At 70.6% G+C, this 15,124-nt stretch carries 16 protein-coding genes; 12 read left to right on the forward strand and 4 right to left on the reverse strand.

Going from position 1 to position 15,124, the window contains the following annotated elements; genetic code table 11:
• Positions 1 to 65: 65 nt before the first annotated feature.
• Positions 66 to 1,223: a D-alanine--D-alanine ligase family protein gene (locus ACZ601_RS33095; protein ID WP_469544877.1), complete on the forward strand. Its 1,158-nt coding sequence runs from the start codon at positions 66 to 68 to the stop codon at positions 1,221 to 1,223.
• A 48-nt stretch (positions 1,224 to 1,271) separates the two neighbouring features.
• On the opposite strand, the gene ACZ601_RS33100 is transcribed toward ACZ601_RS33095, so the two are convergent.
• Together ACZ601_RS33100 and ACZ601_RS33105 are read right to left on the reverse strand one after the other, a co-directional pair.
• Positions 1,272 to 1,760: a DUF3515 domain-containing protein gene (locus tag ACZ601_RS33100; protein ID WP_469544879.1), complete on the reverse strand. Its 489-nt coding sequence runs from the start codon at positions 1,758 to 1,760 to the stop codon at positions 1,272 to 1,274.
• Between the two features lie 20 nt (positions 1,761 to 1,780).
• A complete protein-coding gene (locus ACZ601_RS33105) occupies positions 1,781 to 2,014 on the reverse strand; it encodes an Lrp/AsnC ligand binding domain-containing protein (RefSeq protein WP_440578531.1) in 234 nt (77 codons plus the stop codon).
• A 319-nt stretch (positions 2,015 to 2,333) separates the two neighbouring features.
• Here ACZ601_RS33105 and ACZ601_RS33110 point away from each other — a divergent pair, with 319 nt between their 5' ends.
• The gene (locus tag ACZ601_RS33110) at positions 2,334 to 3,305 is read left to right on the forward strand and encodes a thiamine-phosphate kinase (protein WP_024490269.1); all 972 of its coding nucleotides are present in this window, start codon (positions 2,334 to 2,336) and stop codon (positions 3,303 to 3,305) included.
• 10 nt (positions 3,306 to 3,315) lie between these two features.
• Positions 3,316 to 4,125, forward strand: a complete 810-nt coding sequence (gene thiD, locus ACZ601_RS33115; RefSeq protein ID WP_469544882.1) for a bifunctional hydroxymethylpyrimidine kinase/phosphomethylpyrimidine kinase — start codon at positions 3,316 to 3,318, stop codon at positions 4,123 to 4,125.
• 125 nt (positions 4,126 to 4,250) lie between these two features.
• On the opposite strand, the gene rpmB is transcribed toward thiD, so the two are convergent.
• Positions 4,251 to 4,436 carry a 50S ribosomal protein L28 gene (gene rpmB / locus ACZ601_RS33120; protein WP_003965989.1) on the reverse strand — a complete coding sequence of 62 codons (186 nt, stop codon included), beginning with the start codon at positions 4,434 to 4,436 and terminating at the stop codon, positions 4,251 to 4,253.
• A gap of 258 nt (positions 4,437 to 4,694) precedes the next feature.
• Here rpmB and ACZ601_RS33125 point away from each other — a divergent pair, with 258 nt between their 5' ends.
• The 9 genes from ACZ601_RS33125 to mutM all read left to right on the forward strand — a co-directional run bounded on the left by ACZ601_RS33125 (position 4,695) and on the right by mutM (position 13,911).
• Positions 4,695 to 6,341, forward strand: a complete 1,647-nt coding sequence (locus ACZ601_RS33125) for a DAK2 domain-containing protein (RefSeq protein WP_469544884.1) — start codon at positions 4,695 to 4,697, stop codon at positions 6,339 to 6,341.
• A 154-nt stretch (positions 6,342 to 6,495) separates the two neighbouring features.
• Entirely contained in the window at positions 6,496 to 8,721 is a 2,226-nt protein-coding gene (gene recG, locus ACZ601_RS33130) for an ATP-dependent DNA helicase RecG (RefSeq protein ID WP_469544886.1), read from the forward strand.
• An 88-nt stretch (positions 8,722 to 8,809) separates the two neighbouring features.
• Positions 8,810 to 9,394 carry a 16S rRNA (guanine(966)-N(2))-methyltransferase RsmD gene (rsmD, locus tag ACZ601_RS33135; protein ID WP_469544888.1) on the forward strand — a complete coding sequence of 195 codons (585 nt, stop codon included), beginning with the start codon at positions 8,810 to 8,812 and terminating at the stop codon, positions 9,392 to 9,394.
• Positions 9,395 to 9,420: 26 nt separating this feature from the next.
• Entirely contained in the window at positions 9,421 to 9,900 is a 480-nt protein-coding gene (gene coaD, locus ACZ601_RS33140; protein WP_440576424.1) for a pantetheine-phosphate adenylyltransferase, read from the forward strand.
• Between the two features lie 99 nt (positions 9,901 to 9,999).
• Positions 10,000 to 11,103, forward strand: a complete 1,104-nt coding sequence (locus tag ACZ601_RS33145) for an ATP synthase subunit B family protein (RefSeq protein WP_469544889.1) — start codon at positions 10,000 to 10,002, stop codon at positions 11,101 to 11,103.
• A gap of 225 nt (positions 11,104 to 11,328) precedes the next feature.
• Positions 11,329 to 11,937: a YceD family protein gene (locus ACZ601_RS33150; protein WP_440576425.1), complete on the forward strand. Its 609-nt coding sequence runs from the start codon at positions 11,329 to 11,331 to the stop codon at positions 11,935 to 11,937.
• Positions 11,938 to 11,939: 2 nt separating this feature from the next.
• A complete protein-coding gene (rpmF, locus tag ACZ601_RS33155) occupies positions 11,940 to 12,113 on the forward strand; it encodes a 50S ribosomal protein L32 (RefSeq protein WP_003965982.1) in 174 nt (57 codons plus the stop codon).
• Positions 12,114 to 12,132: 19 nt separating this feature from the next.
• A complete protein-coding gene (gene rnc, locus ACZ601_RS33160; RefSeq protein ID WP_440576417.1) occupies positions 12,133 to 12,960 on the forward strand; it encodes a ribonuclease III in 828 nt (275 codons plus the stop codon).
• A gap of 96 nt (positions 12,961 to 13,056) precedes the next feature.
• Positions 13,057 to 13,911 carry a bifunctional DNA-formamidopyrimidine glycosylase/DNA-(apurinic or apyrimidinic site) lyase gene (gene mutM / locus ACZ601_RS33165; protein WP_469544891.1) on the forward strand — a complete coding sequence of 285 codons (855 nt, stop codon included), beginning with the start codon at positions 13,057 to 13,059 and terminating at the stop codon, positions 13,909 to 13,911.
• Here mutM and ACZ601_RS33170 read toward each other — a convergent pair.
• Positions 13,908 to 14,333: a winged helix-turn-helix transcriptional regulator gene (locus ACZ601_RS33170; protein ID WP_469544892.1), complete on the reverse strand. Its 426-nt coding sequence runs from the start codon at positions 14,331 to 14,333 to the stop codon at positions 13,908 to 13,910. The genes mutM and ACZ601_RS33170 overlap by 4 nt on opposite strands.
• Between the last annotated feature and the right edge of the window lie 791 nt (positions 14,334 to 15,124).

Genomic DNA, 15,124 nt, shown 5'->3' on the forward strand with positions numbered 1-15,124 from the left:
TTCACCCGCCGGGCGGCACCGGCGGCGCTGACGCGACCCGTACCAGCAGGTACGCTCATCGCGATATGAGCAGCGAGAACCTCCCCCAGAGCACGGAGCAGCAGCTCCGCAAGCCGCGTGTGGCCGTCGTGTTCGGCGGCCGCAGCTCCGAACACGGCATTTCGGTGGTCACGGCCGGTGCCGTCCTGAACGCCATCGACCGGACGAAATACGACGTCCTGCCGATCGGCATCACGACGGACGGCCGCTGGGCGCTCACCGCCGACGAACCCGAACGCATGGCCATCGCGGACCGGAAGATGCCGGACGTGGCCCAGCTCGCCGAGTCCGACGAGGGCGGCGTGGTGCTCTCCGTCGATCCCGGCAGCCGCGAAGTGGTCTACAACGAGCCCGGCGCGGTCCCCAAGGCCCTCGGCGAGGTCGACGTCGTCTTCCCCGTACTGCACGGCCCCTACGGTGAGGACGGCACGCTCCAGGGCCTCCTGGAGCTCTCCGGGGTGCCGTACGTCGGCGCCGGAGTCCTCGCCTCCGCGGTCGGCCAGGACAAGGAGTACATGAAGCGCGTCTTCACCTCCTTCGGACTGCCCGTCGGCCCGTACGTCGTCGTACGCCCCCGTGAGTGGGACCAGGACCAGCAGGCAGCCCGCAAGCGCATCGTGGAGTTCGCCGGTGACCACGGGTGGCCGCTCTTCGTGAAGCCGGCCAGGGCCGGTTCCTCGATCGGCATCACCAAGGTCGAGGACGCCTCCGGGCTGGACGAGGCGATCGAGGAGGCCCGGCGCCACGACCCCAAGTTCCTCGTCGAGTCACTGCTGCGCGGCCGCGAGATCGAGTGCGGGGTGCTGGAGTTCGAGGACGGGCCGCGCGCCAGCGCGCCGGCCGAGATCCCGCCGGTCACCTCGCACGACTTCTACGACTTCGAGGCCAAGTACATCGACGCGGCGCCCGGCATCGTGCCCGCCCCGCTTACGGAGGACCAGACCGCGGAGGTCCAGCGGCTCGCCGTCGAGGCCTTCGAAGCGGCGTCCTGCGAGGGGCTGGTGCGCGCCGACTTCTTCCTCACGGAGGACGGCGGCTTCGTCATCAACGAGATCAACACCCTGCCGGGCTTCACCCCGATCTCCATGTACCCGCGCATGTGGCGGGAGAGCGGCGTCGATTACCCGCAGCTGGTCGACCGGCTCATCCAGGCGGCGCTGAACCGGCCGACCGGACTGCGCTGAGACTTCACCGACGGCCGAGGGCGTGCGCTCCGCACCGGAGCGCACGCCCTACAGCCTGTCGGGGACGGTCTTCCTGACCGCGGGGGCGAAGGCCGCCAGCGGACTCGCGTCATGCGCGTACGCCGCCGACAACGTCACCTCGACGTACGCCTTGCGGAGCGTGGTCGTGAACCGGGGCCGGCCGTCATCCAGCTGCTCCAGCATCCAGTTGACGCCGTTCGCGTCGACCGCCTTCGACTGGGCGTCATCCATCTTCGCCGGGCGCGGGACACCGCAGCGCAGTACGATCTCCCCGTCCCCCCACCCGGCGGTCAGGTCCGAGCCGGACCCCGGGTCACTGCGATCCTGACCGGCGACGGCACTCGGCAGCTCCTTGTGCAACGCACGGCAGTAGGCTGCGGCTTCCGGCGACGGGGTGGGAACCGTGACCGACGCCGAGGCATCTCCGGAGGAGCAGCCCGCCGCGGCCATGAGCACCAGGGCAGCGGACGGACCGAGGATCACAGGACGGGAAAGCCGGCGGCGGGAAGACGTCACCGGCCCAGCCTAGACGGGGGTTACAGGTGCACGACCGGGCAGGTCAGGGTTCTGGTGATGCCGTCCACCTGCTGGACCTTGGCGACCACCATGCGCCCGAGCTCATCGACCGTATCGGCCTGGGCACGCACGATCACGTCGTAGGGACCGGTGACGTCCTCTGCCTGGATCACTCCCGCAACTCCGGCGATGGTCCGGGCGACTGTCGACGCCTTGCCCACCTCTGTCTGAATAAGAATGTACGCCTGTACCACGGAACCTCCAGGGCGGCCACGAGGATCATGTGGGGGAAAGGGACGCCACGGTATCGCGTTGCCCCGGGCCACGGGGAGACCTGCGGGCCGGATGACGCCCACAGCGTGGCGTACAGAACACACAAGTTGACGTATCTCTTGACAGTACCGACAGCAGTGACGGCCCGCGACCGCAAGTCCAGCGGTGCGGACGGGGGACCCGCGTGCCCGTGACGACCAGGACGGACCGCCCCCGGGGCCGGTCCGCGGTCCGGACACCCGCAGGCCGCAGAGACAGGCCGGACGTCCGTCCGGCGCGACAGATGAGGGGTGAGACTCGGTGAAGGGAACCGTGGGCGAGTTGGGGGAGTTCGGGCTCATCAGAGAGCTGACATCCCGGCTCACCACCACTCCGGCGGTACGACTGGGACCCGGCGACGACGCCGCGGTCGTGACCGCTCCCGACCGCAGGGTCGTGGCCAGTACCGACATCCTGCTGGAGGGACGGCACTTCCGGCGCGACTGGTCGACGGCGTACGACGTCGGCCGCAAGGCCGCCGCACAGAACCTCGCCGACATCGCCGCCATGGGAGCCGTGCCCACCGCGCTGCTCCTCGGCCTCGTCGTGCCCGCCGAACTCCCGGTGACCTGGGCCGGGGAGCTCATGGACGGCATCCGCGACGAGTGCCAGGTCGCCGGGGCGGCCGTGGTCGGCGGCGATGTGGTGCGCGGCGACACCATCACCGTCGCGATCACCGCACTCGGTGATCTGCGCAACCACGAACCCGTCACCAGGGCGGGCGCCCAGCCCGGTGACGTCGTCGCCGTCACCGGCTGGCTCGGCTGGTCCGCCGCCGGGTACGCCGTGCTCTCCCGGGGCTTCCGCTCGCCCCGCGCCTTCGTCGAGGCCCACCGGAGGCCCGAACCGCCGTACCACGCGGGCCCCGCGGCCGCCGGACTCGGCGCCACCGCGATGACCGACGTCAGCGACGGACTCGTCGCCGACCTCGGGCACATCGCGGAGGCGAGCAAGGTCCGCATCGACCTGCGCTCTGGCCGGATCGACATCCCGTCCCAGATGTCCGACATCGGGCAGGCCGTCGGTGTGGATCCCCTCCAGTGGGTGCTCACCGGGGGAGAGGACCACGCGATCGTCGCGACGTTCCCGCCGGACGTGAAGCTGCCGGCCCGCTGGAAGGTGATCGGTGAGGTCCTCAACCCCTCCGCGCTGCCCCAGGTGACCGTCGACGGGGCGCCCTGGACCAGCAGACACGGCTGGGACCACTTCGGGGACATCGAGGACGCCCAGTAGATTGCGGGCCATGCCCATATCTCCCGCCGTACCTCCCCGTGTGCTCACCGTCGCCGGATCCGATTCCGGCGGCGGTGCCGGCGTCCAGGCAGACCTGAAGACGATGCTGGCGCTCGGCACGCACGGCATGAGCGTGCTGACCGCCGTCACCGCGCAGAACTCGCTGGGTGTGCAGGGCGCCTGGGAACTGCCCCCGGAAGCCGTCCGCGCCCAGTACCGCAGCGTGGTGGACGACATCGGGGTGAACGCCGTCAAGACCGGCATGCTGTCCTCCGCCGCCCTCGTCGAGACCGTCGCCGCGCTGATCGCCGGGACGGACGCCCCGGCCGTCGTGGACCCGGTGGGCGTCTCCAAGCACGGCGACCCGCTGCTCGCCGCCGAGGCACTGGACTCGGTGCGCACGAAGCTGCTGCCCGTCGCGACCGTGGCGACCCCGAACCTCGACGAGGTGGCACAGATCACGGGTGTGAGGGTCACCGACGAGGCCGGGATGCGACGGGCCGCCGCCGAACTGCTCGGCTTCGGACCCCGCTGGGTGGTGATCAAGGGCGGGCATCTGCCGGGCGATCCGGTGGACCTGCTGACCGACGGCTCCGAGGAGCACTGGCTGCGCGCCCCCCGCCACGACAACCGCCACACCCACGGCACGGGCTGCACCCTCGCCTCCGCGATCGCCTGCGGACTGGCCAGGGGCCAGGACGTGCCCACGGCGGTACGGGGAGCCAAGTCCTACGTGACCGGGGCGATCGCGGCGGGCTTCGCGCTGGGCGCGGGGATCGGCCCGGTCGACCACGGCTGGCAGCTGCGGAACGCCGGCTGACGGCCTCGGGAGGGTGCTGAAATCTTCAGCACCCTCCCGAGGCCGCACGGGCACAGCAAAAAGCCGGTCCACCGAGATGGACCGGCTTTTTGGGCAACCGGTAAGGCTGCGCTACGACGGGAACGTCAGCGCGCGACCTTGCCGGCCTTGATGCACGAGGTGCAGACGTTGAGCCGCTTCGGCGTCCGCCCGACCACGGCACGCACGCGCTGGATGTTGGGATTCCAGCGACGGGACGTACGGCGGTGCGAGTGCGAAATGCTGTTGCCGAAGCTCGGCCCCTTGCCGCAAACGTCGCAGTTGGCAGCCACGGGTCACTCCAAAACTTCAGATGCACTTACAGTGAATTCCGGCACGCCGGATTCATTGACTGAAGTGGCGGTACCGGGGGAATGTCCCGACTCTCGTCGGGCAACCGAAGCAGCATACAACGGCTGCGTCGGAGATACGAAACTACCATGGGATCCACAGCTGCCCGCCCCGCCCCTGACCCCGCCGGGGACCACCGGCCGGGGCTACCCTGCGGTGCAGCCCGCCGCCCCAGGCCCCGTTCGGAGGAGGACCATCAGGTGCCGCAGACCGCCGACGACCTGGACGCCGTCGCGGTGCGTACCTGGTGCTCACTGGCGCTGGACGCACTCGGCCGGGAGCGCGAGGCGATCGACGCGATCAACGTGTATCCCGTCGCCGACGGGGACACCGGCACCAACCTCTACCTGACCGCGGAATCCGCGGCGGCGGCCGTCGAGGCGGTGTTCGCCGCCCATGAGACCGGCACCTCCGCACCCTCCACCGCCGACGCGGTACGCGCCATGGCGCACGGGGCGCTGATCGGCGCCCGGGGCAACTCCGGCACGATCCTGGCCCAGTTGCTGCGCGGCATGGCCGGGGTGCTGGCGGCGGAGCCAGGTGACCGGGCCGGGGCGGAGCGGCTGCGCCTCGCGCTGACCCGGGCCGCGGCCTCGGCGCGCGAGGCCGTTGCCCACCCCGTCGAGGGCACGGTCCTCACCGTGGCCACCGCCGCCGCCGAAGCCGCAGGGCGCACCGAGGCCGGTGCCGGAGCGGGCGCGGTGGCGCGAGCGGCGTACGAGGGGGCGCGCATCGCTCTGGAGGCGACCCCCGGACAGCTCGCCGTGCTCGGCCGGGCCGGGGTCGTGGACGCCGGCGGGCGGGGACTGGTCGCGGTCCTCGGAGCACTGGTGGAGGCGGTCTCCGGCCGGGCGCCGGAGCTGGTGTACGAAGACCGGGACGCACCCGTCCCGGTCGCCGCCGCGCCCGGGGACTGCCCCGTGCCGGAGGACCCGCAGGACGGGCCCGCCTTCGAGGTCATCTACCTGCTGGAGGCCGGGGACGAGGCCGTGGAGCGGCTGCGGGCCCGGCTCGACGCGCTGGGCGACTCGCTCGTCGTGGTGGGCGGCGACGGGCTCTGGAACGTCCACGTGCACGTCGACGACGCCGGTGCGGCGGTGGAGGCCGGGGTCGAGGCCGGACGCCCGTACCGCATCCGGATCACCCACTTCGCCGCGGACCGGCTGCACGCCCGCCCCGAACCCGCCCAGCGCGCCGTCGTCGTGGTCGTCCCGGGCGACGGCCTCGGCGGCCTGTGCGCGGAGGCCGGGGCGACGACGGTGCTGGCCCGCCCCGGGGAGCCGCCCGCCAGCGGCGAACTGGTCGACGCGATCCGCCGCGCCCACGCCCGCGAGGTGGTGCTCCTGCCCAACGACGCGGACCTGCGCCACACCGCAGCGGCCGCCGCGGACCAGGCCCGCGCCGAGGGCATCCGGGTCGCCCTCATCCCCACCAGGGCCGCGGTCCAGGGCATCGCCGCGCTGGCCGTCCACGAGGCCGACCGCAGCTTCGACGAGGACGTGGTCGCGATGACGGCGGCGGCCGGCGCCACCCGGTACGCCGAACTGGCCGTCGCGGAGCGGCAGTCCTGGACCATGGCCGGGATCTGCCAGACCGGCGACATCCTGGGCCTCATCGACGGCGATGTCGCCGTCATCGGCCAGGACGTCCCGACCACGGCACGCAGCGTGCTGGACCGGATGCTGGCGGCCGGCGGCGAACTGGTCACCCTGGTCCTGGGCGAGGACATCCCCGACGCACTGGCCGCGACACTGGAGGAACACGTCCGCGAGGGCTACCTCGCGGTGGACACGGTGGTCTACCGCGGCGGCCACCAGTGCGCCCCGCTCCTGATCGGCGTGGAATAGCGCCGCGATCCGGCGGTATCAGGGACCGGGCCGGCGACATCAAGCCCGTCCGGCGATCGAGGACGGGACGGCGCGCCGGGCGGCCCCGGCGCCACACCTCCGTACGGCTCCCGCAACCCCGGTGACGGGACAACTGTCAGTCGCGTGGTGTGCAATGGACCACGTGTCTGCGTTCGACGAACCCCTCAAGAAGCTGCTCGGTGGCGCCACCGCGAAGGTGATGGCCGACCACCTCGACCTGCACACGGTCGGTGATCTGCTGCACCACTACCCGCGGCGGTACGAGGAGCGCGGCCGCCTCACGGCACTGACAGAGCTCCCGCTGGACGAGCACGTCACGGTCGTCGCCCAGGTCTCGGACGCCCGCGTGATGGCGTTCAACGGCGGCCGGGGCAAGCGCCTCGAAGTGACCCTCACCGACGGCCACGGACGGCTCCAGCTGGTCTTCTTCGGCCACGGCGTCCACAAGCCGCACAAGGAACTGCTGCCGGGCCGGCGCGCCATGTTCGCCGGCAAGGTCTCCGTCTTCAACCGCAAGATGCAGCTCGCCCACCCCACCTACCAGCTCCTCGACGCCGAACTCACCGACGAGGCCGGGGCGACCGAGGCCGTGGACGCCTTCGCCGGCAAGCTGCTCCCGATCTACCCGGCCTGCAAGCAGCTCGACTCCTGGCGGATCGCCAAGGCGGTCGACGCCGTGCTGCCCAGCGCCCAGGAGGCCGTCGACCCGCTGCCGCCCGCACTGCGCGAGGGCCGCGGCTTCACCGCGCTGCCCGAGGCACTGCTGAAGATCCACCGCCCGCACACCAAGGCCGACGTCGCGGCGGCCAGGGACCGGCTCAAATGGGACGAGGCCTTCGTCCTCCAGGTCGCCCTGGCCCGCCGCCGGTACGCGGACACCCAGCTGCCGGCCGTCGCCCGCAGACCCGTCCCCGGCGGGCTGCTCGACGCCTTCGACGCCACGCTCCCCTTCACCCTCACCGACGGCCAGCTCAAGGTCTCCAAGGAGATCTTCGACGACCTGGCGACCGAGCACCCGATGCACCGGCTGCTCCAGGGCGAGGTGGGTTCGGGAAAGACCATGGTGGCGCTGCGCGCCATGCTCGCGACGGTCGACGCCGGCGGTCAGGCCGCCATGCTCGCGCCCACCGAGGTCCTCGCCCAGCAGCACCACCGCTCCATCACCGAGATGATGGGTGAGCTGGCCGAGGGAGGAATGCTGGGCGGGGCCGAGCTGGGCACCAAGGTGGTCCTGCTCACCGGTTCCATGGGCATGCCCGCCCGCAGGCAGGCGCTCCTGGACCTGGTCACCGGCGAGGCCGGCATCGTCATCGGCACCCACGCGCTGATCGAGGACAAGGTGAAGTTCCACGAGCTGGGCCTTGTCGTCGTCGACGAGCAGCACCGCTTCGGGGTCGAGCAGCGCGACGCCCTTCGGTCCAAGGCGCACTCCCAGGGGGAGAAGAGGGCGCCGCATCTGCTCGTCATGACCGCCACCCCCATTCCCCGCACCGTCGCCATGACCGTCTTCGGTGACCTGGAGACCTCCGTCCTGGACCAGCTGCCGGCCGGCCGTTCGCCGATCGCCAGCCATGTCGTCCCCGCGAAGGACAAGCCGCACTTCCTCAGCCGCGCCTGGGAACGGGTCCGCGAAGAGGTGGAGAACGGGCACCAGGCGTACGTGGTCTGCCCCCGGATCGGTGACGACGAGGACGAGGCGGCTGCGAAGAAGGGGAAGAAGGCTGCCGAGGCGGACGGCGAGAAGCGCCCGCCGCTCGCTGTCCTGGAGATCGCGGAGCAGCTCGCCAAGGGGCCGCTGACGGGCCTGCGCGTCGAGGTGCTGCACGGCAGGATGCACCCCGATGAGAAGGACGACGTGATGCGGCGCTTCGCCGCGGGCCAGGTCGACGTCCTGGTGGCGACCACAGTCATCGAGGTCGGGGTCAACGTCCCCAACGCCACCGCGATGGTGATCATGGACGCCGACCGGTTCGGCGTCTCCCAGCTCCACCAGCTGCGCGGCCGGGTCGGCCGTGGCTCCGCGCCCGGACTCTGCCTGCTGGTCAGCGAGGCCCATGAGGCGAGCCCCGCCCGCGCCCGGCTCTCCGCCGTCGCCTCCACTCTCGACGGATTCGAGCTGTCCCGGATCGACCTGGAGGAGCGCCGCGAGGGCGATGTCCTCGGCCAGGCCCAGTCCGGGGTCCGCTCCTCGCTGCGGGTCCTCAGCGTCATCGACGACGAGGAGGTCATCGCCGCCGCCCGCGCGGAGGCCGTCGAGGTCGTCGCCGCCGACCCGGAGCTGGAGCACCTGCCCGAGCTGCGCCTGGTGCTGGACGCGCTGCTCGACAAGGACCGGGAGGAGTACCTCGACAAGGGGTGACGAGCCCCGGTCCCCGCGACGCCATATCGTGGGTGGCACGGCGCCCGCAGCACCCTGCGCGCCGCCCCGACCCGAGGATCAGACACCCATGACCCGCGTGATCGCCGGCTCGGCCGGCGGACGCCGCCTGGCCGTCCCGCCCGGTACCGGCACCCGCCCCACCTCCGACCGCGCGCGCGAGGGCCTGTTCTCCACCTGGCAGGCGCTCCTCGGCACCCTCGACTCCATCCGGATCGCCGATCTGTACGCGGGCTCCGGCGCCGTCGGCCTCGAAGCGCTCTCCCGGGGCGCGGCCCACGCGCTGCTCGTCGAGGCCGACGCCAAGGCCGTCCGCACCGTCCGGGACAACGTCCGCACCCTGGGCCTGCCCGGCGCGGAGGTCCGGGCGGGCAAAGCCGAGCAGATCGTGACAGGACCGGCGCCCGCGGAGCCGTACGACGTGGTGTTCCTGGACCCGCCGTACGCCGTCACCGACGACGATCTTCGCGAGATACTGCTCACACTCCGTACGCAGGGGTGGCTCTCAGCCGATGCGCTCGTCACCGTGGAGCGCAGCACCAGAGGCGGAGAATTCAGCTGGCCCAAGGGATTCGAGCCATTGCGGGCCCGTCGCTACGGCGAGGGAACGCTTTGGTACGGTCGCGCCGCCGCTACGTGCGAAGACGCACGATGACCGGACCGGAGAGCGAGGGAATCAAGTTGCGCCGCGCCGTCTGCCCGGGGTCGTTCGACCCCATCACCAACGGACATCTCGACATCATCGGCCGCGCCTCGAAGCTGTACGACGTCGTACATGTCGCGGTGATGATCAACCAGTCCAAGAAGGGTCTGTTCACGGTCGACGAGCGGATCGACATGATCCGCCGGGTCACCGAGGATTTCGGCAACGTGCAGGTCGAGGCCTTCCACGGACTGCTGGTCGACTTCTGCAAGCAGCGCGACATCCCGGCGATCGTGAAGGGCCTGCGGGCCGTCAGCGACTTCGACTACGAACTCCAGATGGCCCAGATGAACAACGGGCTCTCGGGCGTCGAAACGCTCTTCGTGCCGACCAATCCGACCTACAGCTTCCTGTCGTCCTCGCTGGTCAAGGAGGTGGCGACCTGGGGCGGCGACGTCTCGCACCTGCTGCCCCCGCTGGTCCGCGAGGCCCTGACCGAGCGCCTCGCCCAGCAGTGAAGCGCTGACAGTCCGTCACCAGGTTGTCGGGCGGGCGCCGACTGGCCTTACAGTCGTCCCGTCCGTCTCCAATCGGCAGTAGAGAGTGGCGAGCACACGGTGGACGTGCAGAAGAAGCTCGACGAGATCGTCGAAGCGGTCGGGAGTGCCCGGTCGATGCCCATGTCGGCGTCCTGCGTGGTCAACCGCGCCGATCTGCTCGCGATGCTCGAAGAGGTGCGCGAGGCCCTGCCAGGCTCCCTCGCGCAGGCCGCCGAGCTGATCGGCGGCCATGAGCAGCTGGTCGAGCAGGCCCGCCAGGAAGCGGGGCGGATCATCGAGACCGCCCACGCCGAGCGCGGCTCGCTGATCTCGGACACCGAGATCGCCCGGCGGTCCCAGGCGGAGGCCGACCGGATCCTCGGTGAGGCCCGCAAGGACGCCGACGAGATCCGCGCGGAGGCCGACGAGTACGTCGACAGCAAGCTCGCCAACTTCGAGGTCGTCCTCACCAAGACCATCGGCTCCGTCGACCGGGGCCGCGAGAAGCTGCTCGGCCGGGGCCAGGGCTTCGACGAGCAGGGCTACGAGGACCCGGACTTCGCCGAGGCCCCCGAGCGCAGCGCCGACCCGGCCACGCTCCAGCGCCGGGCCGACGAGTACGTGGACACCAAGCTCGGCGCCTTCGAGGCGGTACTCGCCAAGACCCTGGAGGCGGTGGGCCGGGGCCGGCAGAAGCTGCACGGCCGGGTCGCCACCGACGACCTCGGCGCGCACATGGCCGCCCAGGACGCCGCGGGCGGCCAGGGCCACACCAGTGACGAGGACCACTGGGCGGGGCTGGCCGAGATCGCCACCCCGCAGCCGCCGCAGGTGCCCCAGCAGGCCGATCCGCAGTACCCCGTGCAGCAGGAGCCCCAGTACCCCCTGCAGCAGGAGCCGCAGTACGCGCAGACGTACGCGTACCAGGACCAGCCCCAGCAGGACGTGTACGGCTACCAGCAGCAGCCTGACCCCTACGCCGGCTACCAGCAGCAGGGCTACGACCAGAACCAGAACCAGGTCCCGCCGCCCGCCCAGGGCTACGACGCCTGGCAGCAGCAGCCCGTCCAGGCCCAGCAGCCCCTCCAGCAGCACGGTGAGGGCGCCCTGGACGAGACCAGCCTGTTCGACACCAGCATGATCGATCTGGACCAGCTGCGCCGGTACGAACAGGAGCGCTGACCGGCCGGGAACCGGCGCGGGGCCGCTGTCCTGCGCCGGACCAAGGCCGGATTGGGAGCTGGGCGGCACGTCAAGTATCCTGGTTCTTCGGTCGCGCGTATGTCCGCGATCCTGGCTGCCCGCTTCGACTCCGGAGTCGGTCGGCCCCTCCCCACCACGCGTGATGCGCATGATTCGAAAGCAGGAAAAGCCCTGAACGGCCACCTCGACCACCGAAACCCTCTCGTGTTCGATACGCACGAGCTGGGTCGGCGTCCTGGTGCCATGAAGCGGCTGACCCGCTCGGCGGACGCCCCCAAGGACTTCGGTATCGACGGAGTCATCGGTGTGCCGGAAGGCGCACCCGTGGAGCTGGACGTTCGCCTCGAATCGGTCATGGAAGGTGTGCTCGTCACAGGCACCGCCCGTGCATCGGCCGAGGGGGAGTGCGTAAGGTGTCTGGAGCCGCTGAGCCTTGAGGTCGAGGCGGACTTCCAGGAAATGTTCTCGTACCCTGACGCCGATGACCGGAACCGCAGCAAGACGGCGGACCCGGTCGACGACGCCGAGGACGACGAGGACAGGTTCTTCCTTGAGGACGGCTTGTTCGACCTTGAGTCAGTGCTGCGTGATGCGGTAGTGCTCGCACTGCCGATGCAGCCGGTGTGCCGGGAGACCTGCGCCGGTCTGTGCTCCGAATGCGGAGTCAGGCTGGACGAGAACCCCGGCCACCACCACGAAGCCCTCGACATCCGTTGGGCGGCATTGCAGGGACTCGCCGAGACCGTTCAGGACGGCGAGAAGGACAACATGGGCGGCGCCGAACCTGGCGTCGACGAGAAGCAGGAGAAGTAGCCGTGGCTGTTCCGAAGCGGAAGATGTCGCGCAGCAACACGCGCCACCGCCGGTCGCAGTGGAAGGCTGCGGTCCCCACCCTGGTTTCGTGTGAGCGTTGCCAGGAGCCGAAGCTGCAGCACATCGCGTGCCCCAGCTGCGGCACGTACAACAAGCGCCAGGTCCTCGAGGTCTGAGCGGCTGGTGAGAGGCCCGATGTCTGAGTTGTCCCACGCCAAGAAGCAGGCAGACAACGTCAACACAGCCTCGTCCCACACGCTTCTGGAAGGGCGGCTCGGGTATCACCTTGAGTCCGCCCTTCTGGTGCGTGCGCTGACCCACCGTTCGTACGCGTACGAGAACGGCGGCCTGCCCACCAACGAGCGGCTTGAGTTCCTCGGGGACTCGGTGCTCGGCCTGGTGGTCACGGACACGCTGTACCGCACCCACCCCGACCTGCCTGAAGGCCAGCTGGCCAAATTGCGGGCCGCGGTGGTCAACTCGCGCGCGCTTGCGGAAGTGGGCCGCGGCCTCGAACTCGGCTCCTTCATCCGGCTCGGCCGCGGTGAAGAGGGCACGGGTGGCCGGGACAAGGCGTCCATCCTCGCCGACACCCTTGAAGCGGTGCTCGGCGCGGTCTATCTCGATCAGGGCCTCGGCGCGGCCTCCGAGCTGGTTCACCGGCTCTTCGACCCGCTGATCGACAGGTCCTCCAACCTCGGCGCCGGCCTGGACTGGAAGACCAGTCTCCAGGAGCTCACCGCGAGCGAGAGCCTCGGAGTCCCCGAGTACCTCGTCACGGAGACCGGCCCGGACCACGAGAAGACCTTTACTGCTGCTGCTCGCGTCGGTGGTGTCTCGTACGGCACCGGCACCGGCCGTAGCAAGAAGGAAGCGGAGCAACAGGCGGCGGAATCCGCCTGGCGCGAGATCACTGCCGCCGCGGAGGCGCGGAAGGCCGTGGCCGACAAGGCCGCTGCCGACGGAGGGGCCGCCGACACCCCTGCCGAACCGCCGTCATCCACGGACGTCGCTCCGGCCTGACCAGGAAAACCCCCCGGTGCCCCGCGCACCGGGGGGTTCTCTCTGTCCGGATCCCTTCCCGGATACCGGATCCTTTCCAGATACAGGAGCGACACCGTGCCCGAGCTGCCCGAGGTCGAAGTCGTCCGACGCGGTCTCCAGCGCTGGGTGACCGGGCGCACCGTCGGTGAGGTCGAGGTACTGCACCCACGTGCGGTCCGCCGCCACCTCGCGGGCGGCGTGGACTTCGCGGCCCGGCTCGACGGGGTGCGCTTCGGGCCCGCGATGCGCCGGGGCAAGTACCTCTGGGTACCGCTGGAGGACACGTCCAGCTCGCTCCTCGGCCACCTCGGCATGAGCGGTCAGCTGCTCGTACAGCCGCAGGACGCCGCCGACGAGAAACACCTGCGGATCAGGATCCGGTTCGACGACTCCCTCGGCACCGAACTCCGCTTCGTCGACCAGCGCACCTTCGGCGGCCTCTCGCTGCACGACAACACGCCCGACGGACTGCCCGACACCATCGCGCACATCGCCCGCGATCCGCTGGACCCGGAATTCGACGACGCCGCGTTCCACACCGCGCTGCGCCTGCGCCGCACCACCGTCAAGCGCGCCCTGCTCGACCAGTCGCTGATCAGCGGGGTCGGCAACATCTACGCGGACGAGGCGCTGTGGCGCGCCAAGCTGCACTACGACCGGCCGACCGCGACCCTGACCCGCCCCAAGTCGGCCGAGCTCCTCGGCCACATCCGCGAGGTGATGAACGCGGCACTGGCACAGGGCGGCACGAGCTTCGACAGCCTCTACGTCAACGTGAACGGTGAGTCGGGCTACTTCGACCGGTCACTCGATGCCTACGGCCGCGAGGACGAGCCGTGCCACCGCTGCGGTACGCCGATGAGGCGCCGCGCCTGGATGAACCGGTCCAGCTACTTCTGCCCCCGCTGCCAGCGCCCGCCGCGCCCCTAGGTTGTGCTCGACACGTCCCGTCTGGCCTCGTCGTAGCGGGCGCGGGCGGCCAGGACCTCGTCCATCCGGCCCTCGACGAGGTGGATCAGTCCGAGCAGCCGCTCGGCGACCTGCTGCCCCAGCGGGGTGAGCTCGTAGTCGACGCGGGGCGGATTGGTGAGCTGCGCCTCGCGGTGCACCAGTCCGTCCCGTTCCAGCGCGTGCAGGGTCTGGGAGAGCATCTTCTCGCTCACCCCGTCGACCCGGCGGCGCAGCGCGTTGAAGCGGAGACTGCCCTCGTACAGGGCGCCCAGCGTCAGGCTTCCCCAGCGGCCGGTGGCGTGCTCCAGCATGCCGCGTGAGGGGCACCGCTTGGAGAACACGTCGAAGGCCAGTTCCTCGTCCGGACAGCCGTCCGCCCCGCTGCCACCGTTCTCGTCCATATAAACCAGCGTACGCCCGCACAGCGCTCTCCACGGGATTGCGCTATCCGTGGGGGGGGGCTAGTGGGGCGTACGGGGAGGGAGCGGGTGGTGATGCGGGGCGGGTACGGCTCAGAAGCCGAAGAAGTGACGCGGCAGTTTCCTGACCTGCCTTCATGTAAGCGATCAAAGCTTTGACCTGGTGTTGAGACGTCGGCGGTTGTTAGCGCTTGTCATCCCTGAGCGTCCTCGGACGGCCCCGTGGCGGCCCGGTGTGTAGGGTGGCTGGCGTCCACCCTGGCGGAGGGCAGACATTAAACGGCCTGTGGAGTCTCTGTAGGTCCTCGAACGCTACGGCGGGCAAGGCAAGGGCAGTGAAGCAGGAAGGCCTGGATGTTCAGGTCAACCCAGTCAGGTAACTGACTGGCGTGCTGAGAGGTGCGGCCGTAGGTCGAGATTGCGAAAACCAAGCAGCGACCTTGCCCCTGACCATTGGTCGGGGGCGTCTGCTTGTGAGGCTTGTGCGACACCTGAACCCACCACTCACCCCGGCTCCCATCCCGTCCGCCTTCGACCCACACTCCGTGGAGCGGTCGCGGTTCAGGGCGTCAAGGTGGAGCGCGCCACTGTACGAACGACCTTGACGCCCTGAACCGCGACTGCTCGGCTCTGCCTGGGTCGAAGGTGGTCGGGATGGGAGCCCACGACGCTCGCCACGCTCCGGCCGGCACTCGCGAACGGTGCCCCGTCCATCCCGGAGTCTGAGCGCCCCCGCCGGAGGCATCCTCTTGAAGCCGCGGCTTGGTTCTCGA

The organism is Streptomyces sp. NPDC104307 (assembly GCF_055584045.1).

Excerpts from the sequence above, each read along its gene's own strand:
- thiD (WP_469544882.1), top strand. The coding sequence starts at position 3,316 with ATGCCCATATCTCCCGCCGTACCTCCCCGTGTGCTCACCGTCGCCGGA.
- rsmD (WP_469544888.1), top strand. The coding sequence starts at position 8,810 with ATGACCCGCGTGATCGCCGGCTCGGCCGGCGGACGCCGCCTGGCCGTC.
- ACZ601_RS33095 (WP_469544877.1), top strand. The coding sequence starts at position 66 with ATGAGCAGCGAGAACCTCCCCCAGAGCACGGAGCAGCAGCTCCGCAAG.
- rnc (WP_440576417.1), top strand. The coding sequence starts at position 12,133 with ATGTCTGAGTTGTCCCACGCCAAGAAGCAGGCAGACAACGTCAACACA.
- ACZ601_RS33170 (WP_469544892.1), bottom strand. The coding sequence starts at position 14,333 with ATGGACGAGAACGGTGGCAGCGGGGCGGACGGCTGTCCGGACGAGGAA.
- recG (WP_469544886.1), top strand. The coding sequence starts at position 6,496 with ATGGACCACGTGTCTGCGTTCGACGAACCCCTCAAGAAGCTGCTCGGT.